28 protein-coding genes and 3 tRNA genes are annotated in these 26,478 nt (G+C 54.9%); 17 read left to right on the top strand and 14 right to left on the bottom strand.

Going from position 1 to position 26,478, the window contains the following annotated elements:
• Positions 1-47: 47 nt before the first annotated feature.
• On the bottom strand, positions 48-278 hold the full coding sequence (locus IB226_RS07590) for a YccJ family protein (protein ID WP_007887329.1): 231 nt from the start codon (positions 276-278) through the stop codon (positions 48-50).
• Positions 279-299: 21 nt separating this feature from the next.
• Entirely contained in the window at positions 300-899 is a 600-nt protein-coding gene (gene wrbA / locus IB226_RS07585) for an NAD(P)H:quinone oxidoreductase (protein ID WP_192234360.1), read from the bottom strand.
• Positions 900-1,196: 297 nt separating this feature from the next.
• Between wrbA and IB226_RS07580 the strand changes: the two genes are divergently transcribed.
• Both IB226_RS07580 and IB226_RS07575 read left to right on the top strand, forming a co-directional pair.
• The gene (locus IB226_RS07580; RefSeq protein WP_061717065.1) at positions 1,197-1,361 is read left to right on the top strand and encodes a general stress protein; all 165 of its coding nucleotides are present in this window, start codon (positions 1,197-1,199) and stop codon (positions 1,359-1,361) included.
• Positions 1,362-1,470: 109 nt separating this feature from the next.
• A complete protein-coding gene (locus IB226_RS07575) occupies positions 1,471-2,385 on the top strand; it encodes a DMT family transporter (protein WP_192234358.1) in 915 nt (304 codons plus the stop codon).
• Here the strand turns inward: IB226_RS07575 and rutG are convergent.
• Genes rutG through rutA form a run of 6 tightly spaced genes read right to left on the bottom strand, consistent with a single transcriptional unit; the run spans position 2,382 to position 7,332 of the window.
• Positions 2,382-3,707 carry a pyrimidine utilization transport protein G gene (gene rutG / locus IB226_RS07570; RefSeq protein ID WP_192234356.1) on the bottom strand — a complete coding sequence of 442 codons (1,326 nt, stop codon included), beginning with the start codon at positions 3,705-3,707 and terminating at the stop codon, positions 2,382-2,384. The two genes, IB226_RS07575 and rutG, sit on opposite strands and share 4 nt — an antisense overlap.
• Before the next feature lie 45 nt (positions 3,708-3,752).
• A complete protein-coding gene (rutF, locus tag IB226_RS07565; protein WP_110865878.1) occupies positions 3,753-4,274 on the bottom strand; it encodes an NADH-dependent FMN reductase RutF in 522 nt (173 codons plus the stop codon).
• A 15-nt stretch (positions 4,275-4,289) separates the two neighbouring features.
• Positions 4,290-5,093 (bottom strand): pyrimidine utilization protein D, encoded by an 804-nt coding sequence (gene rutD / locus IB226_RS07560; RefSeq protein ID WP_192234354.1) that lies wholly within the window; start codon positions 5,091-5,093, stop codon positions 4,290-4,292.
• Positions 5,093-5,488, bottom strand: coding sequence for a pyrimidine utilization protein C (gene rutC / locus IB226_RS07555; protein ID WP_110865880.1), 396 nt, complete (start codon positions 5,486-5,488; stop codon positions 5,093-5,095). Before rutC ends, rutD begins: the two co-directional genes overlap by 1 nt.
• A gap of 42 nt (positions 5,489-5,530) precedes the next feature.
• Complete coding sequence (gene rutB, locus IB226_RS07550) at positions 5,531-6,241, bottom strand: pyrimidine utilization protein B (RefSeq protein WP_192234352.1); 711 nt, start codon at positions 6,239-6,241, stop codon at positions 5,531-5,533.
• Positions 6,241-7,332 carry a pyrimidine utilization protein A gene (gene rutA, locus IB226_RS07545; protein ID WP_049851054.1) on the bottom strand — a complete coding sequence of 364 codons (1,092 nt, stop codon included), beginning with the start codon at positions 7,330-7,332 and terminating at the stop codon, positions 6,241-6,243. Before rutA ends, rutB begins: the two co-directional genes overlap by 1 nt.
• Positions 7,333-7,639: 307 nt before the next feature.
• On the opposite strand from rutA, the gene rutR reads away from it, so the two are divergent.
• Positions 7,640-8,275: an HTH-type transcriptional regulator RutR gene (gene rutR, locus IB226_RS07540; protein ID WP_110865882.1), complete on the top strand. Its 636-nt coding sequence runs from the start codon at positions 7,640-7,642 to the stop codon at positions 8,273-8,275.
• Positions 8,276-8,298: 23 nt separating this feature from the next.
• Positions 8,299-9,273 (top strand): metal-dependent hydrolase, encoded by a 975-nt coding sequence (locus IB226_RS07535; protein ID WP_192234350.1) that lies wholly within the window; start codon positions 8,299-8,301, stop codon positions 9,271-9,273.
• A gap of 101 nt (positions 9,274-9,374) precedes the next feature.
• Here IB226_RS07535 and cycA read toward each other — a convergent pair whose 3' ends face one another.
• The gene (gene cycA / locus IB226_RS07530; RefSeq protein WP_101760901.1) at positions 9,375-10,766 is read right to left on the bottom strand and encodes a D-serine/D-alanine/glycine transporter; all 1,392 of its coding nucleotides are present in this window, start codon (positions 10,764-10,766) and stop codon (positions 9,375-9,377) included.
• A gap of 408 nt (positions 10,767-11,174) precedes the next feature.
• Here cycA and IB226_RS07525 point away from each other — a divergent pair, with 408 nt between their 5' ends.
• A complete protein-coding gene (locus IB226_RS07525; protein WP_101760900.1) occupies positions 11,175-11,873 on the top strand; it encodes an extensin family protein in 699 nt (232 codons plus the stop codon).
• Here IB226_RS07525 and IB226_RS07520 read toward each other — a convergent pair whose 3' ends face one another.
• Positions 11,874-12,548: a DUF4396 domain-containing protein gene (locus IB226_RS07520; protein ID WP_192234348.1), complete on the bottom strand. Its 675-nt coding sequence runs from the start codon at positions 12,546-12,548 to the stop codon at positions 11,874-11,876.
• A 561-nt stretch (positions 12,549-13,109) separates the two neighbouring features.
• Here IB226_RS07520 and sdiA point away from each other — a divergent pair.
• Positions 13,110-13,832 (top strand): transcriptional regulator SdiA, encoded by a 723-nt coding sequence (sdiA, locus tag IB226_RS07515; protein WP_101760898.1) that lies wholly within the window; start codon positions 13,110-13,112, stop codon positions 13,830-13,832.
• Positions 13,833-13,953: 121 nt separating this feature from the next.
• The gene (locus IB226_RS07510; protein WP_008102322.1) at positions 13,954-14,565 is read left to right on the top strand and encodes an acyl-homoserine-lactone synthase; all 612 of its coding nucleotides are present in this window, start codon (positions 13,954-13,956) and stop codon (positions 14,563-14,565) included.
• A 32-nt stretch (positions 14,566-14,597) separates the two neighbouring features.
• Here IB226_RS07510 and IB226_RS07505 read toward each other — a convergent pair whose 3' ends face one another.
• Positions 14,598-14,825, bottom strand: a complete 228-nt coding sequence (locus IB226_RS07505; protein ID WP_007887303.1) for a DUF2594 family protein — start codon at positions 14,823-14,825, stop codon at positions 14,598-14,600.
• 430 nt (positions 14,826-15,255) lie between these two features.
• Between IB226_RS07505 and uvrY the strand changes: the two genes are divergently transcribed.
• The 6 genes from uvrY to IB226_RS07475 all read left to right on the top strand — a co-directional run bounded on the left by uvrY (position 15,256) and on the right by IB226_RS07475 (position 18,917).
• Positions 15,256-15,915: a UvrY/SirA/GacA family response regulator transcription factor gene (uvrY, locus tag IB226_RS07500; protein WP_008102320.1), complete on the top strand. Its 660-nt coding sequence runs from the start codon at positions 15,256-15,258 to the stop codon at positions 15,913-15,915.
• Positions 15,908-17,740 (top strand): excinuclease ABC subunit UvrC, encoded by a 1,833-nt coding sequence (gene uvrC, locus IB226_RS07495; RefSeq protein WP_192234346.1) that lies wholly within the window; start codon positions 15,908-15,910, stop codon positions 17,738-17,740. The genes uvrY and uvrC overlap by 8 nt, the downstream gene beginning before the upstream one ends.
• 68 nt (positions 17,741-17,808) lie before the next feature.
• A complete protein-coding gene (gene pgsA, locus IB226_RS07490) occupies positions 17,809-18,357 on the top strand; it encodes a CDP-diacylglycerol--glycerol-3-phosphate 3-phosphatidyltransferase (protein ID WP_008102316.1) in 549 nt (182 codons plus the stop codon).
• Between the two features lie 271 nt (positions 18,358-18,628).
• Positions 18,629-18,704 (top strand) — tRNA-Gly (locus tag IB226_RS07485).
• 42 nt (positions 18,705-18,746) lie between these two features.
• Positions 18,747-18,820, top strand: a tRNA-Cys gene (locus IB226_RS07480).
• An 11-nt stretch (positions 18,821-18,831) separates the two neighbouring features.
• A tRNA-Leu gene (locus IB226_RS07475) sits at positions 18,832-18,917 on the top strand.
• A gap of 128 nt (positions 18,918-19,045) precedes the next feature.
• On the opposite strand, the gene IB226_RS07470 is transcribed toward IB226_RS07475, so the two are convergent.
• The 3 genes from IB226_RS07470 to IB226_RS07460 all read right to left on the bottom strand — a co-directional run bounded on the left by IB226_RS07470 (position 19,046) and on the right by IB226_RS07460 (position 21,291).
• Positions 19,046-19,216, bottom strand: coding sequence for a hypothetical protein (locus tag IB226_RS07470; RefSeq protein WP_167391169.1), 171 nt, complete (start codon positions 19,214-19,216; stop codon positions 19,046-19,048).
• A 165-nt stretch (positions 19,217-19,381) separates the two neighbouring features.
• Positions 19,382-20,881 (bottom strand): SulP family inorganic anion transporter, encoded by a 1,500-nt coding sequence (locus tag IB226_RS07465; RefSeq protein WP_192234344.1) that lies wholly within the window; start codon positions 20,879-20,881, stop codon positions 19,382-19,384.
• 152 nt (positions 20,882-21,033) lie between these two features.
• Positions 21,034-21,291, bottom strand: coding sequence for a biofilm/acid-resistance regulator YmgB/AriR (locus IB226_RS07460; RefSeq protein WP_101760894.1), 258 nt, complete (start codon positions 21,289-21,291; stop codon positions 21,034-21,036).
• 484 nt (positions 21,292-21,775) lie between these two features.
• Here IB226_RS07460 and IB226_RS07455 point away from each other — a divergent pair, with 484 nt between their 5' ends.
• From IB226_RS07455 to IB226_RS07440, 4 genes are read left to right on the top strand one after another with little or no spacing between them, the layout of a single operon-like run.
• Positions 21,776-22,207 (top strand): MarR family winged helix-turn-helix transcriptional regulator, encoded by a 432-nt coding sequence (locus tag IB226_RS07455; protein WP_101760893.1) that lies wholly within the window; start codon positions 21,776-21,778, stop codon positions 22,205-22,207.
• Positions 22,208-22,209: 2 nt separating this feature from the next.
• The gene (locus IB226_RS07450; protein WP_101760892.1) at positions 22,210-23,877 is read left to right on the top strand and encodes an MFS transporter; all 1,668 of its coding nucleotides are present in this window, start codon (positions 22,210-22,212) and stop codon (positions 23,875-23,877) included.
• The gene (locus tag IB226_RS07445; RefSeq protein ID WP_192234342.1) at positions 23,874-24,965 is read left to right on the top strand and encodes an HlyD family secretion protein; all 1,092 of its coding nucleotides are present in this window, start codon (positions 23,874-23,876) and stop codon (positions 24,963-24,965) included. Before IB226_RS07450 ends, IB226_RS07445 begins: the two co-directional genes overlap by 4 nt.
• Positions 24,962-26,332, top strand: coding sequence for an efflux transporter outer membrane subunit (locus IB226_RS07440; RefSeq protein ID WP_101760890.1), 1,371 nt, complete (start codon positions 24,962-24,964; stop codon positions 26,330-26,332). The genes IB226_RS07445 and IB226_RS07440 overlap by 4 nt, the downstream gene beginning before the upstream one ends.
• The last annotated feature ends 146 nt before the right edge of the window (positions 26,333-26,478 follow it).

The raw sequence follows: 26,478 nt of genomic DNA, 5'->3' as shown, positions 1-26,478 counted from the left end.
CTTGGTGATGTAAAGGTAACAAAGGCGGGACAATGCCCGCCTGCAATTCAAACGTTTTTGCGCTCGACCGTTTTATCGTCCCAGGTCAGAACATCCTGGTCGGTCTTTTTGAAGGCGCGAATCAGCACTTCATCGCTGCCTTGCTGGCTCCAGATCTGCTCGGCTAAACGTTCGTCGTAGTTGGCTACCTCAAAAATGGCTTCAGCGATTTCGCGTGAAGTGTGGCGCAGTGATGCCCATTCGCCTACGTGATGCTCTTTCGACTGTTCTGTTGTCATGAAGGTCTCCTGTTGTGGATTTTATCCCTGTAGCTTTACCGCCAGTCCGGCGACGTGTTGGCCCTGAAAACGGGCAATATCCAGTTCTTCCGCCGAAGGTTGACGTGATCCATCTCCGCCCGCCAGCGTGGTGGCGCCGTAGGGCGTCCCGCCGCGTACGTGGGAGATGTCGAAGAGTTCTTTAGTGCCATAACCGATGGGAACAATCACCATGCCGTGATGGGCGAGGGTGGTCCAGACGGAAGTGATGGTTTGCTCCTGGCCGCCGCCGGTACCGGTGGAAGCAAAGACGCTGGCGATTTTGCCGTACAGCGCGCCCGAAGCCCACAGGCCGCCGGTGCGATCCCAGAAGTTACGCATCTGCCCCGCCATGTTGCCGAAGCGCGTGGGCGTGCCAACGATGATGGCATCATACTGCGGCAAATCTTCCGGTTTCGCTTCAGGCGCGGCTTGGTCCACTTTGCCGCCAACCTGGGCGAAACGCTCGGCATCCATGCTTTCCGGCACGCGCAATATCGTAACTTCCGCGCCGCTCACGCTCTTTGCACCTTCGGCCACGGCTTGCGCCATGGTTTCAATATGTCCGTACATCGAATAATAGAGCACCAAAATCTTTGCCATGGTTTTCATCCTGCGAGGGTGGTGAGTAATCAAAAGTATAGAAGAGCCTGCGCAGGCTGCTGTACAGAGGTTAAGCAGGTGCCAATAAGTGTCGGCTAACTGCTTGTAACGCGGCGGTAAATTTGCTTTTTCGCAGTGAAATGAGTGAATTATCTGTTTCAAATTGTGAATATCAGGCCGATCTCACCGCTACGGTGTCTATTATTTAATCAGGTGTGCGGAATATCCGCCGCCAGGCTTTTCACGGCAGCATCGTGATAAGCCCCTAATCTGGATGCTCAATCCGTGGAGGAAATGATGGCCGAACATCGTGGAGGATCAGGCAATTTCGCAGAGGACCGTGAAAGGGCCGCAGAAGCGGGTCGCAAAGGCGGCAAAAACAGCGGGGGTAATTTTAGAAACGACCCACAACGCGCGTCTGTAGCCGGTGAAAAAGGGGGACGCAGCCGCGGCAAGAAATAGCGCGACTGACCGTTAATCCCCGGCCGCCGGGTTCGCCCGGCGGTGACAGGCATTGCAATTTTCCCGCTCTCTGAGCAAACTGACCGCCAACTGATTATTCTGGTGCGTTATGTCCGCTTCTTCTTCTCGTCTCAGCCTGCGTATTTCGCGTCAGGAGTTGGTGCTCATATTTATTACCATGGTTTGGGGGGGCACTTTTTTGGTGGTACACCGGGCGATGGCCCATTCCGGTCCGTTCTTCTTTGTGGGATTACGTTTTGCTACGGCATCGCTGCTGCTGGCCTTTTTCTTCCGTCGTTATCTTAAGCAAGTGACCTGGCTGGAAATCAAAGCCGGCGCGCTGATTGGCCTGTCGATTGCCGGCGGCTACGGTCTGCAAACCTGGGGCATGCAAACCATTTCCAGCAGTCAGTCGGCGTTTATCACCGCGCTCTACGTGCCGGTGGTGCCGCTGCTGCAATGGTTATTCCTGCGCCGTCCGCCGGGATTGATGGCGTGGCTGGGCATTTTGCTGGCGTTTACCGGTTTAGTGCTGGTGGCGGGTCCGCAGGATGGCAGTTTGACGCTGAATGCCGGTGAAATCGCCACCTTAGTGAGCACGCTGGCAATCGCGGCGGAGATCATCCTGATCAGCCGTTATGCCGGACAGGTCGATGTGCGCCGCGTCACGCTGATTCAGCTGATGGTGGCATCGGCCTGCGCCTTTGTTCTGATGATCCCGAATGGCGAATCGGTTCCTGCCATGTCAACGCCGTTGCTGCTGAGCGCGTTGGGTCTGGGTGCGGCCAGCGCCTTGATTCAGGTGACGATGAACTGGGCGCAACGCAGCGTTTCACCGACGCGTGCCACGGTGATTTACGCCGGTGAACCGGTGTGGGCGGGCGTGGTAGGGCGTTTGGCGGGCGAGCGTCTACCTGCTGCTGCGCTACTGGGCGCGGCATTGATTGTTTGTGGGGTGATCGTCAGCGAACTGCGTATACGCCGCAAGAAAGCGGTGCCCGATCAGGCACCGCTCGAGCCTTAAGGGTGTTGCCGTGCCGCCTGGTTCGCCAGCGCGGCGCCGCGACGTTGTAAAATCGCGTTCAGGATGATGGCACCAAAGGTGGCGGTGCCGATGCCGCCAAGAGTGAAGCTGCCAATCTTCAGGGCAAAATCACCGGCGCCCAGCACCAGCGTGGTCGCCACCATGATCAAATTGCCATTCTGATTGAAATCCACATGGTTCTGCACCCAAATGCGTGCGCCCGCCACCGCGATCAAACCAAACACCACAATCGAGGCGCCACCAATCACCGGACCGGGAATGGTGTGGATCAGCGCGCCAAATTTCGGTGAGAAGCCAAGCACCAAAGCGATCGCCGCGGCGGCCACAAAGGCCAGAGTTGAATAGACTTTGGTCACCGCCATCACACCGATATTTTCCGCGTAGGTGGTGACACCGCTGCCGCCGATTGAGCCCGACAGCATGGTTGCCAGACCGTCACCGACAAAGGCGCGGCCCATCCAGGGATCGAGATTGCGCCCGGTCATGCCCGCCACGGCTTTAATGTGCCCGAGGTTTTCCGCTACCAGAATGATCGCCACAGGCGCGATCATCACGATGGCCTGCATATCAAAGATGGGTGCGGTGGTGTGCGGCAGGCCAAACCACGGTGCGTTGGCAAGGCCGCTGAAATCCACGGGTTTGCCGAAGCCCATCACGTTGGTTAGCAGTGCATAGATGGCCCACGCGACAATCAGGCCGACCAGAATCAGCAGGCGCTGGATCATCCCGCGCGTGAATACCGCCACCAGACCAATGCACAGCACCGTCATCACCGCCATCCAGCTGTCAAACATCGAGCCGGATACACCGTGCACCGCAATTGGCGCCAGGTTCAGACCAATCGCCATCACCACCGCGCCCGTGACCACCGGCGGCATCAGACGCTCGATCCAGCCGGTGCCGACCTTCATCACGATCAGGCCAATCAGCGTATAGAGCGCGCCGCAGGCAATCACGCCGCCCAGCGCCAGCGCCAGGTTGGGGTTGAGTCCCTGACCGTTAAAGCCGGTTACCGCGATGATCACGCCGACAAACGCCGCGCTGGATCCGAGATAACTGGGTACGCGCCCGCCGGTGACCAGGAAGAACAGCAGCGTACCGATGCCCGAAACCATAATCGCCAGATTAGGGTCCAGTCCCATCAGCAACGGCATCAGCACCGTTGCGCCAAACATTGCCACAGCATGCTGCAGGCCTAGCACGACCGTCTGCGCAAACGGCAGCGTTTCGTCCGGCGCAATCAGCCCATCATCGGTCATGGCTGACTTTTTCTGCCAGCGGGGGAACCAGGAACTCGCCATCGTCATCTCCAGGGTGTCAGTGAAAGCGGGCCGCACAAGGCGGCGTTAGCGGGCGTCCTGCCGTAAAAGGTGATGATAGCCACGGTCAAACCATGCCAGACCGTGCGTTTCATCATTGCGTACCAGCGCCTGCACTTCGCAAAACAGAATGTCGTGCGTGCCCACGCTGACCACTTGTGCCACTTTGCAGTCAAACGACACCAGCGCGCCGTCTAACAGCGGTGAACCGCTGGCCAGCGTGTGCCAGTCAGCGGCGGCAAAGCGTTCTGCCATCGGCGTTTTGCCGCCAAATAGCGTCGAGAGATCTTCATGCCCGGCGGCCAGGGTGTTAACGCAGAGATAACCGTTGTCGCGAAAAATCGGCCACACCGACGCTGAGCGATTAAGACAAACCAGCAGCGTAGGCGGCGTATCAGTAACGCTGCACACCGCCGAGGCGGTAAATCCGGCGCGTCCAGCGGGACCGTCGGTGGTGATGATATTCACCGCCGCGCCTAAGCACGCCATCGCGTTACGAAACGCATCGCGTTCTACACCGGGTAAAATTGGCAGTTCATGCACGCTCATTGGCGGCTCCTGTGATTAGCTGGCCGCTCGCTGGGCAGGCGCAGCCGTATCGGCCAGCCAGCGCAGCAGCAGCGCATTAAAGTTGTCGGCATCGGTGACGCTCATCGCGTGTCCGCCCCAGGCCATCTCAATCAGGCTGCCGTTGGGCAGCGCCTGCGCCAGCTGCGGTGAGCAGCTCCACGGCACCAGCAGATCGTCCTGGCTGCAGATCGCCAACACTGGCTGGGAGATGCGCCCCACATGTGCGCGGAAATCCGCGCTTTTCAATGCATGCAAGCGACGCAGCAGGTTTTCCATGCCCTGGAAATGGGCGACATGGTGCGCATCTTCAGCGTTAATGCGCTCCTGATTGCGCGCCAGCCATTCCGCGGGATAGAGGAACAGCGGCTGCGCACGCACAAAGGCTTCGACGCCGACGTTCATCAGCAGATCCTGACGCACCTGGAAGCAGCGCTGCGTGTGCGCATCCAGCGAAAGCCAGCCGTTGATCACCACCACGCGGCCCACGCGCTGCGGGAAGTCCAGCGCCAGCTGCAGGCCGATTAAGCCGCCCAGCGCATGGCCGATAATGTCGTAATGTTGAATGCCGTGCTGTTCCAGCGTTTCTGCCAGTTCCGCCGCCATCATCGTCATGCTGTAGCCGTCCGGCAGCGTATCGGCACTGCGGCCGGTACCGCGCTGATCGTATGTCACCACGCGATAATGCGGCGTCAGCGCCGCCAGCTGCGGTTGCCAGAAACCGGCTACGCCGCCTAAACCGGAAGCGAGCACCAGCGTCGGCGCATCTTCAGCGGTTAAACCCTGGATCTCCAGATGCATCAGGCCTCCTGTTTGCCGATATGCGCCACGGTGGCGATTTCGATCAGCGCATCCGGTTTCACTAAGCCGCACTGAATGCAGAAGCGCGCCGGTTTATCACCGGGGAAGTATTCGGCGTAGATCTGATTAATCGCTGCGTAGTTGCTCCAGTCGGTGAGAAAAATCGAGTTGAAGGTCACGTCGTCCATGGTGCCGCCGGCGGTTTCGATCACCTTTTTAATGGTCTCCAGCACGTGACGCGTTTGCGCGGCGGCATCACCGACGTGCACCACGTTGTTGTTGGCATCGAACGGCAAGGTGCCGGAGACGTAGACGACGCCGTCAGCTAAGGTGCCGGGCACGAATGGCGCAATGGGCGTACCGGTGCCGGGCGGAATAATCACACTTTTAGGCATGGCGAAATCCTCTTCTTATCGGTTTGCAGGTGAATCGAGGCGTTAGCTTTTCAGCGTTTCGCAGAACGTGTCGGTATCGCTGACCCAGCCAAAAAACGTTTCGATATTGAAAATGGCCGCCTGCTGGGCAAACGCCGGGCCCGCCTGATAGGTCGCGTCTTCCAGCACCACGCCGAAATATTCCAGGAAGAAGCCGTCACGCAGCGTCGATTCCACGCAGACGTTGGTGGCGATGCCGGTAAACACCAGATGGCGGATGCCACGGCTGCGCAGCATGCTGTCGAGCGAGGTATTGAAGAAGCCGCTGTAGCGCGGTTTCGGCAATACGATATCGCCGGCCTGCGGCACCAGTTCATCGACCAGCGCATAATCCCAACCGCCTTTCGACAGCAGCGTGCCCTGTAACTCCGGGCGCTTGCGCATGGTTTTCAGCGCATTAGATTTGTGGAAGTTGGGGGATCCGGCATCACCGGCTTCAACGTATTGGTCGTCCCAACCGTTCTGGAACCAGATGATCTGCATCCCGGCGGCCCGCGCTGCGGTGACCGCCTGATAGATTTTGGCAATCACCGGTTTGGTAGCGGAGACATCAAAGCCCGCCAGATCAAGATAGCCGCCTTGCGTGGCGTAGGCGTTCTGCATATCCACTACAATTAGCGCACTTTGCGCGGGCGGCAGCGCGATGGCTTCCGGGCGCGCCGGCAAGGTGACGTTCGGTAAACTTGAGGTATGGGCGCAAACAACGGTACTCATCAGGCAACCTCCTGCTGGGATGCGATTAAATCGTGGCGACACTGCATTAAGGGTTGGATACGTTCACCGAAATCTTCGATGCCTTGCAGGAAGTCATCGAAGGTGAGCAACACGCCTTGCGTGCCATCGACTAAAGCAACCTCATCCAACATTCGTGCCACATTGGCGTAAGAACCCACTAATGTGCCCATGTTGATGTTGACGGCGGAGGTCGGATCGGCCATCTGGCGCACGTTGGTGTCGCTGCCAGATTTGGTGTCCTGCTGACTTTGCGTGGTGAGCCAGGCGAGCGCCTCTTCATCGGCACCGGCTTTGTAGTGTTCCCATTTGGCGCGTGCGGCTTCGTCGCTTTCGGCGGCAATGATCATAAACAGCACATAGGAACCGACGTCGCGCCCCGCTTTATCGGCAGCTTGCTTCATACGCGCGGCAGTTGGCGCGAAGGCAGTTGGCGTGTTGACGCCTTTGCCAAAGCAGAAGTTGTAATCGGCGTGCTGCGCCGAGAACGCCATGCCCGCATCGCTCTGACCGGCGCAAATCACTTTCATCGGTTTCTGCGGCTGCGGGCTGACGCGGCAATCGTTCATGGTAAAGAACTCGCCCTTGAAGTCGCTCTGGCCGGTGCCCCACAAATCGCGCAGCACGGTGACGTATTCGGTCAGATATTGGTAGCGGCTGGAGAAGTAAGCATCGCCCGGCCACAAGCCCATCTGCTCGTACTCGGGTTTCTGCCAGCCGGTAACGAGGTTGACGCCAAAGCGGCCATTCGAGATGGAATCAATGGTGGAGGCCATACGCGCCACAATCGCGGGCGGCAAGGTCAGCGTGGCGGCGGTGGCGTAGATTTCGATGCGTGAGGTCACCGCCGCGAGTCCCGCCATCAGCGTGAAGGATTCGAGGTTGTGATCCCAAAACTCGGTTTTGCCGCCAAAGCCGCGCAGTTTGATCATCGAAAGGGCAAAGTCGAAATGATAATGCTCTGCTTTCAGCACGATCTCTTTGTTCAGTTCAAAAGTCGGTTTGTACTGCGGCGCATGGGTGGAGATCAGCCAGCCGTTATTACCAATCGGGATAAAGACGCCAATTTTCATGTGAAACCTCTCTGCATTAGACGGGGACTGCTTCACGCGCTGCGCTGCTTCCTGCACGCATCCTGCGGGCGGCGCTCCATCACAAAATTGCAAAGGCTGTGCCACATTTTTAAAAGAGATAAATAACAATGCGTTAAAAGTTTCGCCTGTTCTAAACTGGAGTAATTGGTCCATTTCAGACCGTTTGGTCAAAACGTTCTGCACGTTTTTCATGCGCTGCGTGGTCAAAAAAGGTGCAGGCGGGCGATTAGGCAGGAAAGAAGGCCTTTGTTATGATGCGTTGATGCAGGACGGAAGAGGTAACAGTGTGAAAAGCGATGAAAAAAAACCGGGACGCCGTTCGCGAGCGGTCGCCGCAAAGCGGGCAGCCATTCTGGAAGCGGCGTTAACCTTCTTCTCGCAATACGGTATTCACGGCACCAGCCTGGATAAAGTGGCGGAGCGCGCCGACGTCTCCAAAACCAATTTGCTGTATTACTATCCGTCGAAAGAAGTGCTGTATGTGGCGGTTTTAAAAGAGATTCTTGATGTGTGGCTGGCGCCGCTGCGCGCGCTGCAGCACGATCACGATCCGCTGACCGCGATACGTCAATACATTCGCCTTAAGCTGGAAGTCTCGCGCGATCATCCGCAAGCTTCACGGTTGTTCTGCCTTGAGATGTTGCAGGGCGCGCCGCTGCTGAAAGGTGAACTGGCCGGTGATTTAAAAGCGCTGGTGGATGAGAAAGCGGCGATTATCGAACAGTGGATCGCCGAAGGTCGGTTGGCGGGCGTGCAGCCGCAGCACCTGTTTTTCCTGCTATGGGCGACTACGCAGCACTATGCGGATTTCGCCTCACAGGTGGAAGCGATTACCGGCCAGACGTTGAACGATGCGGCGTTTTTTGAACAGACGCTGGAAAACGTGCAGCGCATGATAATTGAAGGGATTCGCGTGCGCTGATCCCGCGTTTTCAAGGAGAGTGCATGGATTCGTTATCACAACTGACATTAGGCGCGGCGGTCACCGTTGCGGTGATGGGCAAGCGCGTCCCGCTGTGGCAAGCGGCGCTGGTGGGCGCGGTGGCGGGCACCTTGCCGGATCTCGACGTGTTTATCGATCACGGCGATGCCATTCGCAATATGACGCTGCATCGCACCGAAAGTCATGCGCTGATAATCCTCACCTTAATTGCACCGCTGCTCGGCTGGCTGGTGGCCGGTGCGACACGCAGTCGCGCGCACTGGCGCGGCTGGACGCTGGCGACGTGGCTGGCGCTGGTAACGCATCCGCTGCTGGATCTTACCACCGTTTACGGTACGCAGCTGGGCCTGCCGCTCACCGATTTCCCTTATGCCATTGGCAGCATGTATATCATCGATCCGTTGTATACCTTGCCGTTGCTGATTGCGCTGCTCGTCGCCCTGTGGCGACGCGATGCTGTGGGCTTGCGCTGGAATCAGGCGGGATTATTGGTGAGTACGCTTTATCTCGGCTGGAGCATGGTGGCACAGAGCATGGCGACGCAACACATTGAGCAAGCGCTGGCGCAGCAATCAGTGCAACCGGAGCAACTACTGGTGACGCCAACCGCGTTTAATACGCTGGTGTGGCGCACGGTGATCATGACGCCAGAGCGTTACGGCGAAGCCTATTGGTCGCTGTTGTCACCGGGGCGTTCGCTGCAGATAAGCTGGCACGATCGTCAACCCGCGCTGTTTGCGCCGTTCAAAGGGCAATGGCACGCCGAGCGTGTAGCGTGGTTTAGTCATGGGTTTTACGCAATGAAGCAGGAGGGCGATCGCACGTTGATCAGCGATTTGCGGATGGGGGAAGAGCCGGATTACACCTTTACCTTCAATCTGGGATCGCCGCAGTCGCCGGAGCTAGCACCGCAGCGTGAACCTTTGGTGCGTCCTGCATTGGGTGAGGCGTGGCGTAAGCTGCGGGAGAGATTGTGACTTCGTGGTGAAGCGCGTTTGCTGATGAGGTGCGCTTTCTGTCAAAAAAGAAAAAGGCTGCACTTTCTTTCAAAAGGCAGCCTTAACGTAGCCGTGATAAATCAGGCTTTACGACGACGTAACAACCAGCCCATGGTCAGCATCACAAACCACAGCGGCGTGACCATCAGCGCCTGACGGGTATCTTCCTGCAGCGTCAGCAGCACCAGCACAAAGGCGAAGAACGCCATGCATACCCAGCACATAAACTTGCCCAGCGGCATTTTGAACTTCGATTCAGCATGACGCTGTGGATGCTGCTTACGATACGCCAGATAGCTGCACAGGATGATGGTCCAGACGAACATAAATAGAATCGCCGACACCGTAGTGACCATGGTGAACACCGTCATCACATCCGGAATCAGGTAGATCAGCGCCACGCCCGCCAGCAGACACAGACAAGAGAAGAACAGGCCGGTGGTTGGCACCGCACGCGCCGAGAGGCGACCAAAGGCTTTATGCGCTACGCCTTGTTCCGCCAGGCCGAACAACATGCGGCTGGTGGAGAAGATACCGCTATTGGCGGACGAGGCGGCGGAGGTCAGCACCACGAAGTTGACGATGCTGGCGGCGGCAGGCAAGCCGATCAGCACAAACATCTCAACGAACGGGCTGCGATTCGCCAGCACCTGATTCCACGGCGTCACCGCCATGATCACCATCAGCGCCAGCACGTAAAACATAATAATGCGCAGCGGAATGGCGTTAATTGCACGCGGCAAAACTTTGTGCGGATCTTTGGTTTCTGCTGCCGCGGTGCCGACCAGCTCAATGCCGACAAAGGCGAAAACCGCAATCTGGAAGCCAGCAAAGAAGCCGCTCAAGCCTTTCGGGAACATGCCGCCGTGATCCCAGATGTTGCTCAGGGACGCGGTGCCACCGTTCGGCGACGGATAATGCATGCTCACCAGCACAATGCCGGTGATGATCAGCGCCACAATGGCGACGATTTTGATAATCGCGAACCAGAACTCCATCTCACCAAACAGCTTCACCGTAGCGATATTCAATGCCAGGAAGACAAAGACGCACAGCAGGGCGCTCATCCAGATGGAGAAGTCCGGGAACCACAGCTGGAAATAGGCGCTGATGGCCACCACGTCGGCAATGCCGGTCACCACCCAACAGAACCAGTACGTCCAGCCGGTAAAATAGCCCGCCCACGGACCGAGTAAATCGGCAGCGAAATCGCTAAAGGATTTGTATTCGAGGTTGGACAACAGTAGTTCGCCCATGGCGCGCATGACGAAGAACAGCATAAAGCCAATGATCATGTAGACGAAAATGATCGACGGGCCCGCGAGGCTGATGGTTTTACCCGAACCCATAAACAACCCGGTGCCGATGGCGCCACCGATAGCAATCAACTGAATGTGACGATTATGCAGGTTACGCTGGAGTTTATCCGGCTGTTCGGCCGTAGCGAGCGCCTCTTTTGATTGATCAACCATAAATTTTTCTTTCCTGTCGAGATGTTGTGTCAGCTCTATTGGCTGTTTTGCCCGTCATACTTCAAGCCGCAGATGCGTTGGCTACGCGTGTTCACCCCAGGAACTGACTAAATTAAGCTCCCAATGATTCACACACTTGCCGCCTTCCTGCGGCTCACATTATTTAGGGCATTCGTTATGAGCCTTTGTCCAGGCAAGTGGCATAAGATAGTGGAAAGCCAACCCGTTTCGGTAATGGTTTTTCCCCCTTTGTGACCTTTTACGTGCTTTGCTCTGTCAGTAATTATTTACAGAGTTTAAAGCGCAGTCATTTTGCGTAAATCTTCAACAATTAAGCGATTTACGTCACTTTCCGCGCACATGACTTCTACGCTTGTTAGTTCATTTCATCAGGAAAAGTGAGGCATTGTGCGCGCTCTGTTCGCCGTCGCGTTGTTGGCTGTATGCGGCTGGTTTAGTTTGCCGTGGTTGAAAACGCATCTGCCGCCTCAGTGGAACCCCTTTACACCGCTCAACGTTACCGATCCGCCCGGTTGGATGACGCGTTACAAGCTAAAAAAGCTGAGTGGCGATCCGGCTGCCTGCCTGGCGGTGATGCGGCAAGCCAGTGAACAGCGGTTGGTGCAGTTTCGTGCCGTGCCGCCTATGCAAGGGAATTGCCCGATTGAGCAGCCGCTACGTATCAGCGGCTACGGTGACGTCACGCTGAGCAGCAGTTTTCTCGCCAGCTGTCCGATGGCGGTGGCCAGCACCATGTTTGTGATTAACAGCGACAGCGCATTACGTCAGGCCGGTTTTAACAGTCCGCTGAAACGCATTGCCCATGTTGGCAGCTACGCCTGTCGCAATATTTATCATCGTCAGGAAGGGCGTTTGAGTGAGCACGCCAGCGCCGATGCCTGGGATATTACCGGATTTCAGCTGGCAAATGGGCGTTGGTTGCAGGTAGGAAAAAACTGGCAACAGCCAGAGGATGCGGCGGCTGGGCTGCATGCGCTGTGGCGTAACGGCTGTGCGACGTTCGGTAATGCGCTGGGGCCCGATTATAACGCCGCGCATGCCAGCCATTTTCATCTTGGCATGCGCGGTTCGGGTTACTGCCGTTAGCTATACCGCTGGATTAAGCCCACGTTTTATCAGGAAATGATTAGCCGGCCATGAGAAAATAAAGCCAATCATTATGGCCAGTTGCAGCATAAACCAGAATGCCGCCAGCAGCGGATTGACCTGCTCGTTCAGCACAAACTTTAGGGCCAACGCCATAAAGATAAAAATACCTAACTGAAAAATCAGCAGGGGGAAAATTTCGGTTTTCAGCGCCAAATATAATGCGCTGCCAAATGAATGTTTTTCACGTTGGCGAATCGCCAGAAATTGAAAAAGTAATCCCATAAACAATGAAGCGATAACGCAAATAAGCGCCTGCATGCCTATCGTCGGATTAATGGCAAATTGTTTTAGTAAAGTGACTATCGGGATTGTCATTATATCGCCAAATATACAAGCCGCTGCGGATAATGACGTGGAAATAAATATAGTTTGCCAGCTGGCGTTACTGCGTATTTTTTGTGGAACCAACAGCGCAAGTTTTTGCTGTTGTGATGGTTTACGGCCTAAGTACCACCAGACGATCCAGCCAATAAAAGGCATATACAAACCGGTTAATGGCCAAATGATATTCATCACCGCCACCGGATGTGGATGGCGAAAAAGATCTTTTAAAATCATCAGGGCAGTGCAGACGCCCAGAACAAGGAAAGGTAATGCAAACTGGTTCAACATAGTCAGTTCCGCTAAGTTTCCCACCAACATGCGACAATGCGACAATGCGCCTGAGCCTTACTGCAGCACTGTCTTCCAATGCATCTTTTCACTCCGCTAGCATTAAGCGTAGCCGTTAATCAGCGTGAGAGAAATCACATCATTACTTAATGTATTATCTTAACCGCAGAAATAGGTGGGATTAACATTAAGTCAAAACTCATTCACCGTACAAACCCCTTTCACAGCAAAACAATCTGCTTTTTGCATCAATAATTTTAGTTAATGACGATGCTAAAAATTTATCAATCTAACGATCATTTTCAATCAACTGGATGATTGAAACTACTTCAGAAAAATCCTATTCTAATCTGCTGAGGAATTAAAGTTGTGAACCTGTTAACAATTAACGTGAACTTACACATCTCCATTACGTTAACGCATTGACAGTAGAAGAGTTATGCTAGCTGCTGGCAAATTTGCTCCTTTTTCAATCAATATTTTTTGTCTGGCTAATTTATTTTTTGCGTTAACACGCACTAATTTCAGAATGTAAAAGCGTGAAACAGCGCTAAGGCAATAATGACGACCGATAATTATTTCGTCTGGCGAGGCGAAATGGAAAATGAATTTCTGGCGCTAACGCAAGTGACGCAATTGAAATCCCTGTTGCAACAGCAGATTGAAAAGCTGGGTTTCGATTACTTCGCTTTTTTGGTTCAGCATCCGGTGCCCTTTACCCGGCCGCGTTTGTTTTTGTTCAGTACATACCCGGAAGGCTGGGTAAAACGCTACGAAAGCGAGAACTATTATAAGGTCGATCCGGTGCTATTACTCTGTCAGCGGCCGGGACGGGGTGTTGAATGGACGCGCGATTTATTTACCGGTGCGGGTAATTTGTGGGCAGAAGCCAACGCTGCGGGATTAATGAGCGGCTTTTCCTGCTCAGCAATGGCACCAAATCGTACCATTGGTATATTATCTATTGCATCGACACTTCACAGTAAGACCCAACACTTGCGCATAGAGCTTGAGGTGAAACTGCATCTTCTGGCGGAACTGAGTTTGCGCGTGTTGGAGCGTTTGAATGACGATTCTATGGTCGTTTTATCTAACGATTTTAGTCAGCGTGAATTAGAAATCCTGAAATGGACGGCGGAAGGAAAAACGTCGGCGGAAATTTCACTTATTTTAGCCATATCTGAACATACGGTGAATTTTCACCAAAAGAATATGCAAAAGCGTTTTAATGTTTCCAATAAAACGCAGATTGCCTGTTATGCCGCTGCGGTTGGCCTGATATAGCGAAAAAGCAACTACTAATTTTAGTAGTTCCTTCTCCCGTGTCAGTTGTCTACCCTGCGCGCAACGTTGCCAGGCTGGCTCAAAGAAATCATTGCATACATGGGGATGTCAGAGGCGCATGATGAAAGTAATTCAAACACAGCTTAAGGATATGCCGTCCTCACTGTTGGCAGAACTGGGAACGTATCGCTATAGCGTGTTTGCGCGCGGCGAAGGGTGGTCGATTCCACCGCGATTGAGTACGCCAGGGCAAGAGTACGATCGTTTTGATCGTTCGGATGTCACCTGGTTGATTGCCTGGAACGCTCGTCAGGGTATTTGCGGCTGCGCACGTCTGTTGCCGTGGCATGAACCTGAGGTGCCGGAAGGTTTTGTTCTGCCTTTCGATCAGGAAAAGGTATGGGAAATGTCGCGCTTCTCGGCGCGCCTTGAAGTGGACGCGGAGCTACCGCTGAGTATTTTGTGGCACTCGGTGCAATTAGCAGAACTGAGCGGCATGGAGTATTTGATCAGTTCGGCGACGCCAATGCTTGAGAAGATGTTCGAACAGCATCAGGTAGTCTACGAGCCGCTCTCACCGGGCTTGATCCAATCTGAAGACAATCTGTTTGCCATTCGCATTCCGGTTGATCAACCGGCGCTGGCGGAGAAATATCGGGGTACACGACGCTTTAGCCCGGAAGAGGTGCTGCCGTCGCTGGGTGTTTCAGTAAACTGGCAATCACACAGCTAGATACCCCGCGCATTTCGCGCGGGGCATATCGCTTATTGACGGTAAGCGGTTTTGATCTGACGAATTGTATTATTAAACACTTCCGCCTGCGGCTTATCGCCTAACGAAGCTTGCACATAACGCTCCATGTTGATGATCACCTTACCGGCATCGGCTTGACCCATTCCTTTCAGAATCAGCGTCACCATCATTTTCAGACAGGCGACTTCGTCGGCCAGCGCCTGCGTGTCTCGTGAAGTTGCGAAATCTTCATCACTCATAATTGACTCCTTGGGGGTGTTACTCAATGTTGACACATTCTTCCTGTGCGTAAGAAAGAGAGTATATCATAGGGTTTTCAGATGAATTTTAATGAAGCGAGGCGGTAAAAGTCAGACCGCTTTTTAATTGCGCATTGCGCTATTTGTCAGCAACCAGAATTGGCGTTTAGCTGTTATTTACCAGGCGATCGGAATGCGACAATAAAATCGAGCTATAAATTATAACTTAATGATATTAATAACAATTTAACTTATCTAATTTTGCATCTTATTGCCCTGTGCAGTAAAAGCTGGATCAAAGAAATGTTATTGATTTGCATCAGTTCATTTGAGATTTATCTGTGACTGTAGATGTTTTTTCCACCTGAAAACCGGTAAGATGACCGTTCTGAAATATATTTCCCTTTCTTAACCTGCGGAGTACGTCCCGTTGATCAGCCTGCTTCTTGTTGATGACCATGAACTGGTACGCGCCGGTATTCGCCGCATTCTGGAAGATATGAAAGGACTCGTTATTGCGGGTGAAGCGGCGTGCGGTGAAGACGCCGTGAAATGGTGCCGCAGCAATCCGGTTGACGTAGTGCTGATGGACATGAACATGCCCGGTATTGGCGGCCTGGAAGCGACACGCAAAATTGTGCGCTTTAACCCGGATATCCGCATCATCATGCTCACCATTCATACCGAAAATCCACTGCCGGCGAAGGTAATGCAGGCGGGCGCAGCGGGTTATCTCAGTAAAGGCGCCGCGCCGCAGGAAGTGGTGAGTGCGATTCGCTCGGTGCATTCAGGGCAACGCTATATCGCTTCGGATATTGCTCAGCAAATGGCACTTAGCCAGATCGAACCGCAAAAAGCCGAATCCCCCTTCAGCTGTTTGTCGGAAAGGGAATTGCAGATTATGCTGATGATCACACGCGGGCAGAAAGTGACGGAAATTTCCGAACAACTCAGTCTCAGCCCGAAAACCGTTAACAGTTACCGCTATCGCATGTTCAGCAAGTTGAATATCAGTGGCGACGTCGAGTTAACGCATTTGGCCATTCGACATGGCTTGTTCAATGCGGAGCCATTAATCAGTAGTGAGTGACGTTTTCGATTCCAAAGCCTTTCTCAGCACCGTGACCAGCCAACCCGGCGTCTACCGTATGTACGATGCGACCGGCACGGTGATCTATGTTGGTAAAGCCAAAGACCTCAAAAAGCGCCTGACCAGCTACTTCCGTACGCAGGTGGGCAGTCGCAAAACTGAAGTGCTGGTCAGCAACATTCAGAACATCGACGTCACCGTGACGCACACCGAAACGGAAGCGCTGCTGCTGGAGCATAACTACATCAAGCTCTACCAGCCGCGCTATAACGTGCTGCTGCGCGATGACAAATCCTATCCTTACATTTTCCTCAGTGGCGATAGCCATCCGCGTCTGGCGATGCACCGTGGCGCGAAGCACGCCAAAGGCGAATACTTTGGCCCGTTTCCGAACGGCTATGCGGTACGTGAAACCCTCGCGCTGCTGCAAAAGGTATTCCCGATTCGCCAGTGTGAAAACAGCGTGTATCGCAACCGCTCGCGCCCGTGTTTGCAGTATCAAATTGGCCGCTGCCTTGGACCCTGCGTTTCCGGCTTGGTTAGCGAAGAGGAGTATGCGCAGCAAACCGATTACGTGCGTTTGTTCCTCGCGGGGAAAGATGATCAGGTGATTAATCAGCTGGTCAAGCGCATGGAAAATGCCAGTGAGGAACTGCGTTTTGAAGAGGCCGGGATTTTACGCGACCAGATTCAAGCGGTAAGACGCGTAACCGAGCGGCAATTTGTCTCCAATCAGGGTGAAGACCTGGATGTGATGGGCGTGGCCTTTGATGCTGGCATGGCTTGCTTGCACGTGCTGTTTATCCGTCAGGGCAAAGTGCTCGGCAGCCGCAGCTACTTCCCAAAAGTACCTGCCGATACCGAACTGACCGAAGTGGTACAAACCTTTGTCGGGCAGTTCTATCTGCAAGGCAGTGAAGCGCGCACTTTGCCGGCGGAAATTCTGCTGGACTTTACACTACCGGAACGTGAGCTGCTGGCGGAATCGCTGAGCGCGCTGGCGGGACGTAAAGTGAACATTCAAAGTAAGCCGCGTGGTGACCGTGCACGCTACCTGAAACTGGCGCGCACCAATGCGGCAACGGCACTGACTACCAAGCTGTCGCAGCATTCGACCATTCAGCAGCGTCTGGCGGCGCTGGCGACGTTCCTTGAGCTCGACACCATTCATCGCATGGAGTGCTTTGACATCAGTCACACCATGGGCGAGCAGACCATTGCGTCGTGCGTGGTGTTCAACCGTGATGGTCCGCTGCGTTCGGATTACCGTCGCTACAACATTGAGGGCATCACGCCGGGCGATGATTACGCGGCGATGAATCAGGTGCTGCGCCGTCGTTACGGCAAAGCGCTGGAAGAGGACAAAATCCCCGACGTGATCATCATCGACGGCGGTAAAGGTCAGTTAGCGCAGGCGAAACAGGTTTTCGCCGAGTTGAATGTACCCTGGGATAAAGATCGTCCGATTTTACTCGGCGTGGCGAAGGGTAGCGATCGTAAAGCCGGGCTGGAAACGCTGTTCTTTGAAGCGGAAGGTGAGGGCGTTTCCTTACCGCCGGACTCGCCTGCGCTGCATGTGATTCAGCATATTCGTGATGACTCTCACAATCATGCGATTTCAGGTCACCGGAAAAAACGCGCCAAAGTGAAGAACACCAGCGCGTTGGAAAGTATTGAAGGCGTGGGGCCCAAACGGCGCCAGCAGCTGCTCAAGTATATGGGTGGCCTGCAACCGCTGATGAATGCCAGCGTCGACGAGATTGCTAAAGTGCCGGGAATTTCCACCGCGCTGGCGGAAAAAATCTACTACTCACTGAAACACTAACGTTGAAAGAGGGGGGGCAATGTAGCAACATACATGAAACCCTACTCACACCAGACAGTTACTGGCATATGCAATTTAACATTCCGACGTGTCTTACCCTGTTTCGAGTCGTACTTATTCCCTTCTTTGTCCTGGCGTTTTACCTGCCATTTCAATGGGCTCCCTTTGCTACTGCACTGATCTTTGTGATTGCTGCGGTTACTGACTGGTTTGATGGTTTTTTAGCGCGTCGCTGGAAGCAGACCACGCGTTTTGGCGCGTTCCTCGATCCGGTTGCGGATAAAGTGCTGGTGGCGATTGCGCTGGTGCTGGTGGCGGAGCATTTCCACGCGTGGTGGATTACGCTGCCTGCGGCAACGATGATCGCGCGTGAAATCATTATCTCTGCGCTGCGTGAGTGGATGGCGGAGATCGGCAAACGCAGCAGCGTGGCGGTGTCGTGGATCGGCAAGGTGAAAACCACAGCGCAGATGTTCTCGCTGTTTGCCCTGCTGTGGCGTCCAGAAGCCACGGTGGTTGGCGTGGGTGTGGTCGCACTGTACATCGCAGCCGTGCTGACGTTCTGGTCAATGTTCCAGTATTTAAGCGCAGCGCGCGGCGATTTGCTCGATAGCTGATCGATGCGATTTAAAAAGCAGCAAACGGACGCAGTGTGTGGATAATTCTGTTGACTCACTGCGTCAGATAAGTAGAATGCATCGCATCGAACGGCAGCAAGCCTGCAAGAAGCTGAACAAAATCAGCAAGTTCGATGAAGAAATACCAGAACCGAGTAGTTGAGTTGGCAACAAGGCGGCAACTGAACGAATCCCTGGGAGCTTACATTGGTAAGTGACCTGGGTGAGTGAAGGCAGCCAACGCAGTGGCAAACTCAAATACGATGGTTATGCGGGAATAGCTCAGTTGGTAGAGCACGACCTTGCCAAGGTCGGGGTCGCGAGTTCGAGTCTCGTTTCCCGCTCCAAATTTAGTGGTTCGTATTCAACGAATTACATATCAGATTAAAGGCGCGTTGGCAGAGTGGCCATGCAACGGATTGCAAATCCGTCTACCTCGGTTCGACTCCGGGACGCGCCTCCAATTTACACCCTGCCCGGGTGGTGAAATCGGTAGACACAAGGGATTTAAAATCCCTCGGCTTATGGCTGTGCGGGTTCAAGTCCCGCCCCGGGCACCATATTTGCAGTCGATAAAACGAATAAAATAAAGCAATAAGCAGTAATGTCGTAACCGCCTAAGGGCGGTTTTTTTGTTTTTGTCCTTACCTCATCGCCAATAAAAAACCCGGCAAAGCCGGGCAAGTCATTACGATTGCGGTTGTCCCACCGGACCTGCACCTTCGCTGGCACCCGGCACCGGTTGGTTACTTGGCGCATGTGGGCGCCCATCGTTGCCGACCGCATCACTCTTGTGCATACAACCCGCCAGCGATACCAAGGTTAACGTCACCAATGCTGCTTTTGCTAAAACGTTCATCTGCTGCTCCTTATAATTAAGCGATTGAGTAACCAATCCCAAAGAGATCAAAGGATTGACCATGAGCTAAGCAAAGTCAGTGACAGCAAATTTCGCAAGCGAAGCGCGGCAGTAACCATAAAAAACGCCGGATTTCCGGCGTTTTTCGTCTCAATCCTAATATTTCTATCCCAGATTGCCACTCAGCCGCTCGCGGAAATCGCTGCTGCGGTTATCCAGCCCGATAAAGGTGACGTTCGCTCCATGGCGCTGATAGCGATATTCGATAGCATCAAGGGCCGCCACGCTGGAAGCGTCCCAAATCTGCGCATGCGTCAAATCGATGGTGACAGTTTTTGGATCGTGGCCGTAATTGAAGTGTTCAAACAAATCATTGCTGCTACCAAAGAACAGCGGGCCGCGCACGGTGTAATTGACCTGTTGGCCATCCTCGCTCAGCTGGCGTTCAGCGTGAATCACGTGAGCGATGCGGCGTGCGAACAGCATCATCGCCAGAATCACACCAACCAGCACGCCAATCGCCAGGTTGCCGGTCCACACGGTGACAGCAACCGTCAGCACCATCACAAAGGTTTCCGACCACGGCATGCGTTTCAGCGTTGCCGGTTGCAGACTGTGCCAGTTCACGGTTTTCACCGCTACCACCATCATAATGCCCGCCAGTACTACCATCGGGATCTGCGCCATAATCTGGCTCAGTCCGGTCACTAATAACAGCAGCACGATACCCGCCGCGACCGTAGAAACACGCGTACGTGCTTTGCCCAGCTCGACGTTAACGATGGTTTGGCCAATCATCGCGCAACCGGCGATGCCGCCATAGAAGCCCGCAAGAATATTGCCGACGCCCAGCGCCCAGGATTCGCGGCGTTTAGCGGAAGGCGTATCGGTAATGTCATCCACCAGTTTGGCGGTCAGCAACGATTCCATCAAACCCACAAAGGCGATGCTCAAGGCGGTGGGCCAGATGATTTGCAGCGTGTGCAGATTGATTGGGACCAGCAGCGTCGTGAAGCCTGGCAGACCGGCGGTCATTGGCCCTTCGTCGCCCACGTTCGGTACGCGATAGCCAAGCAGCAACGCCACCGCCGTCACCACCACAATCGCCACCAGCGGTGAAGGGACGCTTTTCAGCATTTTCGGTAGCAGCAGCACGATGGCCAGCGTAACGGCGAATAGCACCCACACCAACGCGGATTGTCCCCAAACGTGCGGGACCTGCGCAAAGAAGATCAGGATGCCGAGGGCGTTAACGAAGCCGATCATCACCGAACGTGGGATATAGCGCATCATGCGCGACAACCCAGCGAGCCCAAAGATAATCTGGATAATGCCGCCCATAATCACCGCCGGCAGGATGTATTCAACGCCGTGCGCATGCACCATTGGGCCGATCACCAGCGCCACCGAACCGGCCGCTGCGGTGACCATCGCCGGACGACCGCCCAGAATCGACAGCGTCAGGCACAGCACCACCGAGGCCACAAGGCTGACTTTAGGATCGACACCGGCAATCACGGAGAAGGAGATAACTTCCGGGATCAGCGCCAGCGCGGTAATAATGCCGGCCAGACACTCGCGGGTTAGCAGGGCAGGCGAACGTAAAACGCGCCCCACGGTGATATCGCTCTCCACCGCAGTGGTGCGCTCAGTTGGTTGACTCATAGATTGTGCAGGCTCTTTTATTATTGTGCGCATACCGTCGCGGTACGGCAGTAACCAGTTAGGATTTTCCGAAAAGGGATGTTACCGGGCAATAAGGTGAGACGCTAGCGCGTTGGGGCAGGTGAGGGTGATTCCATCCCTGGAATCCGGCTTTAGACCGCAAGATCGTCAGGTGTTTTATTCACAACCAATTCAAGCAGATGGCGATAAATATCCAGCTGAATCACATCGCTTTCCATCTCAAGACGGTTAATCAGCGAAGCAATAATCGCTTTATTAGAAACCGGCATACCGGCTTGCAGGATTTCGGCGATGATCTGCCCGAAAACTTCCATTTCACTGCTGTCGCTGTTACCGGCCAGTTTGAAATAGTCAGCGATGGCAGCGCTACTGTGTGCGGCGTTTTGCATATGTGAAGCCCTTAAGATCGGCCTGATGGCAATGTGCCTTCAGCTCCATGATGAAAAAATTTGCACGCGGACAGGCGCGCAACACCCAACTCATCAACCAACGCAAAAAGACACCTCTGAAGGTGGAAATCCACAACACCTTCAGAGGCGACGCAAAGTGCATCATTCGTTACGGAGCCATCTCCTGGCTCACGGGACGTAAACTTATACAATCCGGCGCAACTTGTACAACCTGGATTTTAAGCAATTTGTGCTAGTCCTTATTTAACAGTTACTTATGATTTGTAATGTTTTCTAAAAGCTATACAAGAATAAGCCCAAACCGCCAAATTTTCGGTGAGTTGTACAACTGATAAAGAAAGCTGGAGATTTTTTGTGCTGCCAACTACGTTTGCAGGTGTAAGCAAAATTTTCATTGGCGAGCGGCTTACCTTATAATAACGCTCCCGTTTAGTTAGATACCTAACCATTAGGCCACTACGTTTTGAGCGACTATCCCCAACCCTTTTCTCGTTTGCTGCATCTCACCGCGCACGCGTGGCGTTTGGCTGTTGATCGTCGCCTCAAAGAGAGCGGATTGAGCATGAGCAGCTGGATGGCGATTGCCAGCGTTGCCACCGCCGCCGAGCCGCCAACACAAAAAGCGCTGGCGCAGTTGCTTGGTCTGGAAGAGGCCAGCGTCGTGCCGCTGGTGGATCGTCTGGTGAAGCAGCAGCTATTGGCGCGCGTGCAGCCGCCGGAAGATCGCCGCAAACGCCTGCTGATTCTGACTGAGCAGGGCAGCGTGGCCTTTGCCGAAGTGAAAACGCAGGCCGATGCGCTACGTGCACAGTTGCTGGCGGATATCGATCCTGCCTCGCTGGCGATAACGGAACAGGTGCTGCAACAGCTGCTCGCGCGTCTGGGAAGCGTTTAACGGTGGCAAAACGTAATCCTTATGCTCCGCGCGAATGGCTGCCGCATGAGAAGCCGATGCTGCCGGGTTCGCCCTCAACGCCGCTGCATTCGCCTTCGAAGCGCATCGCATTTGGCATCATAGGCTTATTGATCTCGATTACCGGCGCGCTGAGTAACGCGCTGGTCTCTGCCAACCTCACCAATCTGCAAGGCACCTTCGGCGCTTACAGCAATGAGATCGCCTGGCTGCCCGCGGTATATGTGATGGGCAACATCTCCATCAACCTGCTGCTGGTGAAGTTCCGCCAGCAGTTTGGTCTGCGGCTGTTCACCGAAGCGTTTCTGGTGCTATATGTGATCGTGGCATTTTTCCACCTGCTGGCTAACGATCTCAGCTCGGCGATCATTGTCCGCACCGCGCACGGCATGGTCGGCGCGGCGCTCAGTTCGCTCGGCATCTATTACCAGATTCAGGCCTGGCCGGCGAAGCATCGGCTTAAAGCCCTGGTGATTGGCATCACCGCATCGCAGCTGGCGATTCCGCTGGCACGATTGTTCTCCACCGAACTGCTGCAGCTGCAAGAGTGGCGCGGTTTATACCTGTTTGAACTCGGTCTGGCGATGATCTCGCTGGGCTGCGTGCTGGTGGTGAAACTGCCGCCCGGCGACCGCATCAAAGCCTTTGAAAAGATGGATTTCCTCACCTTCATGTTGATGGCGCCGGGCATGGCGCTGCTGTGCGCGGTGCTGTCGCTGGGCCGCATCGAATGGTGGTTCAGCACGCCGTGGCTCGGTGTGGCATTGGCGCTGGCGTTGGTGTTGATCGTGGCGGCGATTGTCGTCGAGCACAATCGTAAGAATCCGTTGCTGAATACCCGCTGGCTCAGCAACGGCACGATTGTGCGGCTGGGCATTGTGATGATCATGATGCGTATTCTGCTGGCCGAGCAAAACACCGGCGCGGTCGGTTTCCTGCAGCAACTCGGCTTACTCAACGATCAGATGCGCGGTCTGGCGTTAGCGATCATTGCCGGGGTGATTTGCGGCATGATCGCCAGCGCATTAACCATCAAACCTACGCATCTGAGCTGGCCAATTGTCGTGTCGCTGGTGGTGATGATCGTCGCCTCGCTGATGGATGCGCAATCCAACCCGCTGACGCGTGCCCACAATCTCTACTTTAGCCAGTTTCTGCTCGGTTTCGGCAGCGCCTTCTTCCTCGGGCCTGCCATGCTGCTGGGGATTGGCGGCGTGGTGACGCAACCGAAAAACCTGGTCAGCTTCTCGGTGCTGTTCGGCATGAGCCAGAACTTAGGCGGCCTGATTGGCGCGGCCATTCTCGGCACGTTCCAGACGTGGCGCGAAAAATACCACTCCAGCCTGCTGGGCGATCAGCTGTCGCAGCTGGATCCCAACGTGACCGAACGCCTTAGCCAGTACAGCTCGCTGTTTAGCAGCCAGTTGCCGGATAGCGTGCTGCTCAGCGCGCAAAGCAGCAGCCAGCTGCAAACGGTGGCGACGCTGCAAGCCAACGTGCTGGCCTATAACGATACTTATCTTCTTACCGCCGCGCTGGCTTTCATCACCTTAATCTGGGTGCTGTATCGCCTGACGCGCTTACGCTATATCAACTGGCGTCAGACTAAAATGAATGCGGCACAACCAGTAACCCCGACGGAGAATTCATGAGCCAACAGGACGACATTCAGGCGGCGGAGCGCGAGCGCACCAACCGCCGACGCATTCTTTCCATCGCTGCTGGCAGCGGCATTGTTATCGTCGGCGTGCTGGTGATTCTCTATGCCTGGCAGCTGTGGCCGTTCACCAGCACCGTTCAGTCCACGGAAAACGCCTACGTGCGCGGCCAGGTAACCTTTATCAGCCCGCAGGTGAATGGCTATCTGACCGAAGTGAACGTGGTGGATTTGCAGCCGGTGACCAAAGGCCAGCTGCTGATGACCATCGACGATCGTATCTATCGTCAGCGCGTGCATCAGGCGCAGGCGCAGCTGGATATGAAAATCGCCGCGCAGAACAACAACCAGCAGCAACGTAAAAGTGCCGAAGCCAATATTCTCAGCAATAAAGCGGCGCTGGAAAATGCCAAAGCGCAGGCGCTGAAAAGCAGCCTCGATCTCAAGCGCGTTGAGAATCTGGCGGCTGATGGCTCGCTGTCGGTACGTGAGCGCGACGCCGCGCGCGCGGCAAATGCCCAGGCGCAGGCGCAGTTGCGTCAGGCGGATGCGCAGGTGGCCGTTTCACAACAGAATCTGCAAACCGTGGTGGTGAATCGCGCGTCACTGCAAGGCGATGTTGCCAGTGCGCAGGCGGCGCTGGAGTTGGCAAATATCGACCTGGCGAATACGCGCATCATCGCGCCAGACAGCGGCCAGCTCGGTCAGCTGTCGGTGCGCAAAGGCAGCTATGTGACCGCCAGCACGCGTTTGACATCGGTGGTGCCAGAAAACAAATGGATCATCGCGAATTTCAAGGAAACTCAACTGGCGCGCGTGCGTCCTGGCTTGCCGGTGAATATCCGTGTCGATGCGCTGGACGGTAAGCACTACGATGGCCGCGTCGAGTTTATTTCGCCTGCCGCCGGTTCCGAATTCAGTGCTATCTCGCCGGATAACGCCACCGGCAACTTTGTGAAAATTGCCCAGCGCATTCCGGTGCGCATCAAAATTTTGAATGACGATCTGCAAGCACTGCGTCCGGGCATGTCAGTGGAAGTGAGCATTGATACCGCCGCAGAGCCGCACAAGGATGCGCCATGAGGCGCTTATTGTTAGCCACCTGTGTGGCATGGATGGTGAGCGGCTGTGCAACGCAAGTGGAAAAAGCGCCCTCATCGTTGCCGATTCCTGAGAGCTGGCGTCAGCAGGTGGGCCCGCATGCGCTGCCGGAGGCGCAATGGTGGCAGAATTTTGGCGATGCCAATCTTAATCGCCTCGTCACGCAGGCGCTGCAGCACAACAGCGATGTCCTCACCGCGCGTTCGCGCGTGGATCAATACCGTGCCGAGTTGCGTGCCGCGCAGGGCGATAATTTCCCAACGCTGTCGGCGGGCGTGGCGGCTACGCATCAGCGTGCGCTGTCGGCGGCCACCGGTCAGCCGTATGAAAACGCGGTATTTCAGGGATTGCTGCAGGCTAACTACGAGGTGGATTTATGGGGCAGCCGCAGCAACAGCATTCGCGCTGCGGAAGCTTCGCTGGATGCGCAGCGTGCTGCCGCTTCTGCCGCTGAGCTCACCGTCGCCAGTTCGGTGGCATCGGGCTATCTCAGCTTGTGTGCGCTGGATGAACAGCTGCGCGTAACCCAGGCAACGCTGGCGACGCGCAAAAACTCGCTCAACCTGGCTCAGCGCCAGTTTGAAACCGGCTACACCTCGCGCCTTGAATGGATGCAGGCCGCCTCGGAATATCAAACCGCCAAAGCGCAGATCCCGCAGTTGCAGCATCAGATCGAGCAGCAGGAGAACGCGCTTAGCGTGTTGGTGGGCATGAACCCGCGCCAAATTGCGCGCAGCAGCCAGTTCGACCACATCAAGCCGCAAACCCTGCCATCGCTGCTACCTTCACAACTGCTGAATCGTCGTCCCGATATTGTTCAGGCGCAGCGCCAGCTGCTGGCCGCCGACGCGTCACTGGCGTCAACCCAGGCCAAACTGTTGCCGTCGCTTAATCTCACCGCCAGCGGCACCTTGCAAAGCAGCGAACTGCATCAGCTGCTGGATAATCCGTTCCGCCTGTGGAGCATCGGCGGCAGCATTCTGGCTCCGCTGTTAAATCGCGAAGCGCTAACTGCTCAGGTGGATGTGGCGATGGCGACGCGTAATCAGGCGCTGTACGGTTATGAAAAAGTGGTGCGTAACGCCTTCTCCGACGTGGATAACGCGCTGGATGCCATTCGCCGTAGCGAGGAGCAGCTGGCGGAGTTGCAGAAACAGGAGAGTTATGTGGCGGAAGCGTATCGCATTGCCCACAACCGTTACCAAAATGGTTACGCCTCTTATCTGGATGAGCTGGACGCCCAGCGCACGCTGTTCAGCACTCAGCTGAATATCGTGTCAGTAAAAAATACGCTGCTGTTAGCGCAAATCGATCTATATCGTTCGCTCGGCGGCGGCTGGCAGGGTTAAACATCATGTCGCAAGGCCATTTTTCGGTAGAAATTCCGCCGTAAAACGGCCTGCGTCTGGTTTTAAATCGGCAGTAAACGATTCTAAAGTCATTCATGCTTCTTTTTACTTGTCTTTACAAATAATGTTATTATCCGCCCGCTTTA

Source organism: Pantoea sp. PNT03, assembly GCF_014852515.1.
GTDB lineage: Bacteria > Pseudomonadota > Gammaproteobacteria > Enterobacterales > Enterobacteriaceae > Pantoea > Pantoea leporis.
This window is presented reverse-complemented; position numbering and strand designations above follow the sequence as displayed.

What these genes read in the sequence shown, in the direction of transcription:
- IB226_RS07590 (WP_007887329.1), bottom strand. Translation starts at nt 278, where the DNA reads ATGACAACAGAACAGTCGAAAGAGCATCACGTAGGCGAATGGGCATCA.
- wrbA (WP_192234360.1), bottom strand. Translation starts at nt 899, where the DNA reads ATGGCAAAGATTTTGGTGCTCTATTATTCGATGTACGGACATATTGAA.
- IB226_RS07580 (WP_061717065.1), top strand. Translation starts at nt 1,197, where the DNA reads ATGGCCGAACATCGTGGAGGATCAGGCAATTTCGCAGAGGACCGTGAA.
- IB226_RS07575 (WP_192234358.1), top strand. Translation starts at nt 1,471, where the DNA reads ATGTCCGCTTCTTCTTCTCGTCTCAGCCTGCGTATTTCGCGTCAGGAG.
- rutG (WP_192234356.1), bottom strand. Translation starts at nt 3,707, where the DNA reads ATGGCGAGTTCCTGGTTCCCCCGCTGGCAGAAAAAGTCAGCCATGACC.
- rutF (WP_110865878.1), bottom strand. Translation starts at nt 4,274, where the DNA reads ATGAGCGTGCATGAACTGCCAATTTTACCCGGTGTAGAACGCGATGCG.
- rutD (WP_192234354.1), bottom strand. Translation starts at nt 5,093, where the DNA reads ATGCATCTGGAGATCCAGGGTTTAACCGCTGAAGATGCGCCGACGCTG.
- rutC (WP_110865880.1), bottom strand. Translation starts at nt 5,488, where the DNA reads ATGCCTAAAAGTGTGATTATTCCGCCCGGCACCGGTACGCCCATTGCG.
- rutB (WP_192234352.1), bottom strand. Translation starts at nt 6,241, where the DNA reads ATGAGTACCGTTGTTTGCGCCCATACCTCAAGTTTACCGAACGTCACC.
- rutA (WP_049851054.1), bottom strand. Translation starts at nt 7,332, where the DNA reads ATGAAAATTGGCGTCTTTATCCCGATTGGTAATAACGGCTGGCTGATC.
- IB226_RS07535 (WP_192234350.1), top strand. Translation starts at nt 8,299, where the DNA reads ATGGATTCGTTATCACAACTGACATTAGGCGCGGCGGTCACCGTTGCG.
- cycA (WP_101760901.1), bottom strand. Translation starts at nt 10,766, where the DNA reads ATGGTTGATCAATCAAAAGAGGCGCTCGCTACGGCCGAACAGCCGGAT.
- IB226_RS07520 (WP_192234348.1), bottom strand. Translation starts at nt 12,548, where the DNA reads ATGTTGAACCAGTTTGCATTACCTTTCCTTGTTCTGGGCGTCTGCACT.
- sdiA (WP_101760898.1), top strand. Translation starts at nt 13,110, where the DNA reads ATGACGACCGATAATTATTTCGTCTGGCGAGGCGAAATGGAAAATGAA.
- IB226_RS07510 (WP_008102322.1), top strand. Translation starts at nt 13,954, where the DNA reads ATGAAAGTAATTCAAACACAGCTTAAGGATATGCCGTCCTCACTGTTG.
- IB226_RS07505 (WP_007887303.1), bottom strand. Translation starts at nt 14,825, where the DNA reads ATGAGTGATGAAGATTTCGCAACTTCACGAGACACGCAGGCGCTGGCC.
- pgsA (WP_008102316.1), top strand. Translation starts at nt 17,809, where the DNA reads ATGCAATTTAACATTCCGACGTGTCTTACCCTGTTTCGAGTCGTACTT.
- IB226_RS07470 (WP_167391169.1), bottom strand. Translation starts at nt 19,216, where the DNA reads ATGAACGTTTTAGCAAAAGCAGCATTGGTGACGTTAACCTTGGTATCG.
- IB226_RS07465 (WP_192234344.1), bottom strand. Translation starts at nt 20,881, where the DNA reads ATGAGTCAACCAACTGAGCGCACCACTGCGGTGGAGAGCGATATCACC.
- IB226_RS07460 (WP_101760894.1), bottom strand. Translation starts at nt 21,291, where the DNA reads ATGCAAAACGCCGCACACAGTAGCGCTGCCATCGCTGACTATTTCAAA.
- IB226_RS07445 (WP_192234342.1), top strand. Translation starts at nt 23,874, where the DNA reads ATGAGCCAACAGGACGACATTCAGGCGGCGGAGCGCGAGCGCACCAAC.
- IB226_RS07440 (WP_101760890.1), top strand. Translation starts at nt 24,962, where the DNA reads ATGAGGCGCTTATTGTTAGCCACCTGTGTGGCATGGATGGTGAGCGGC.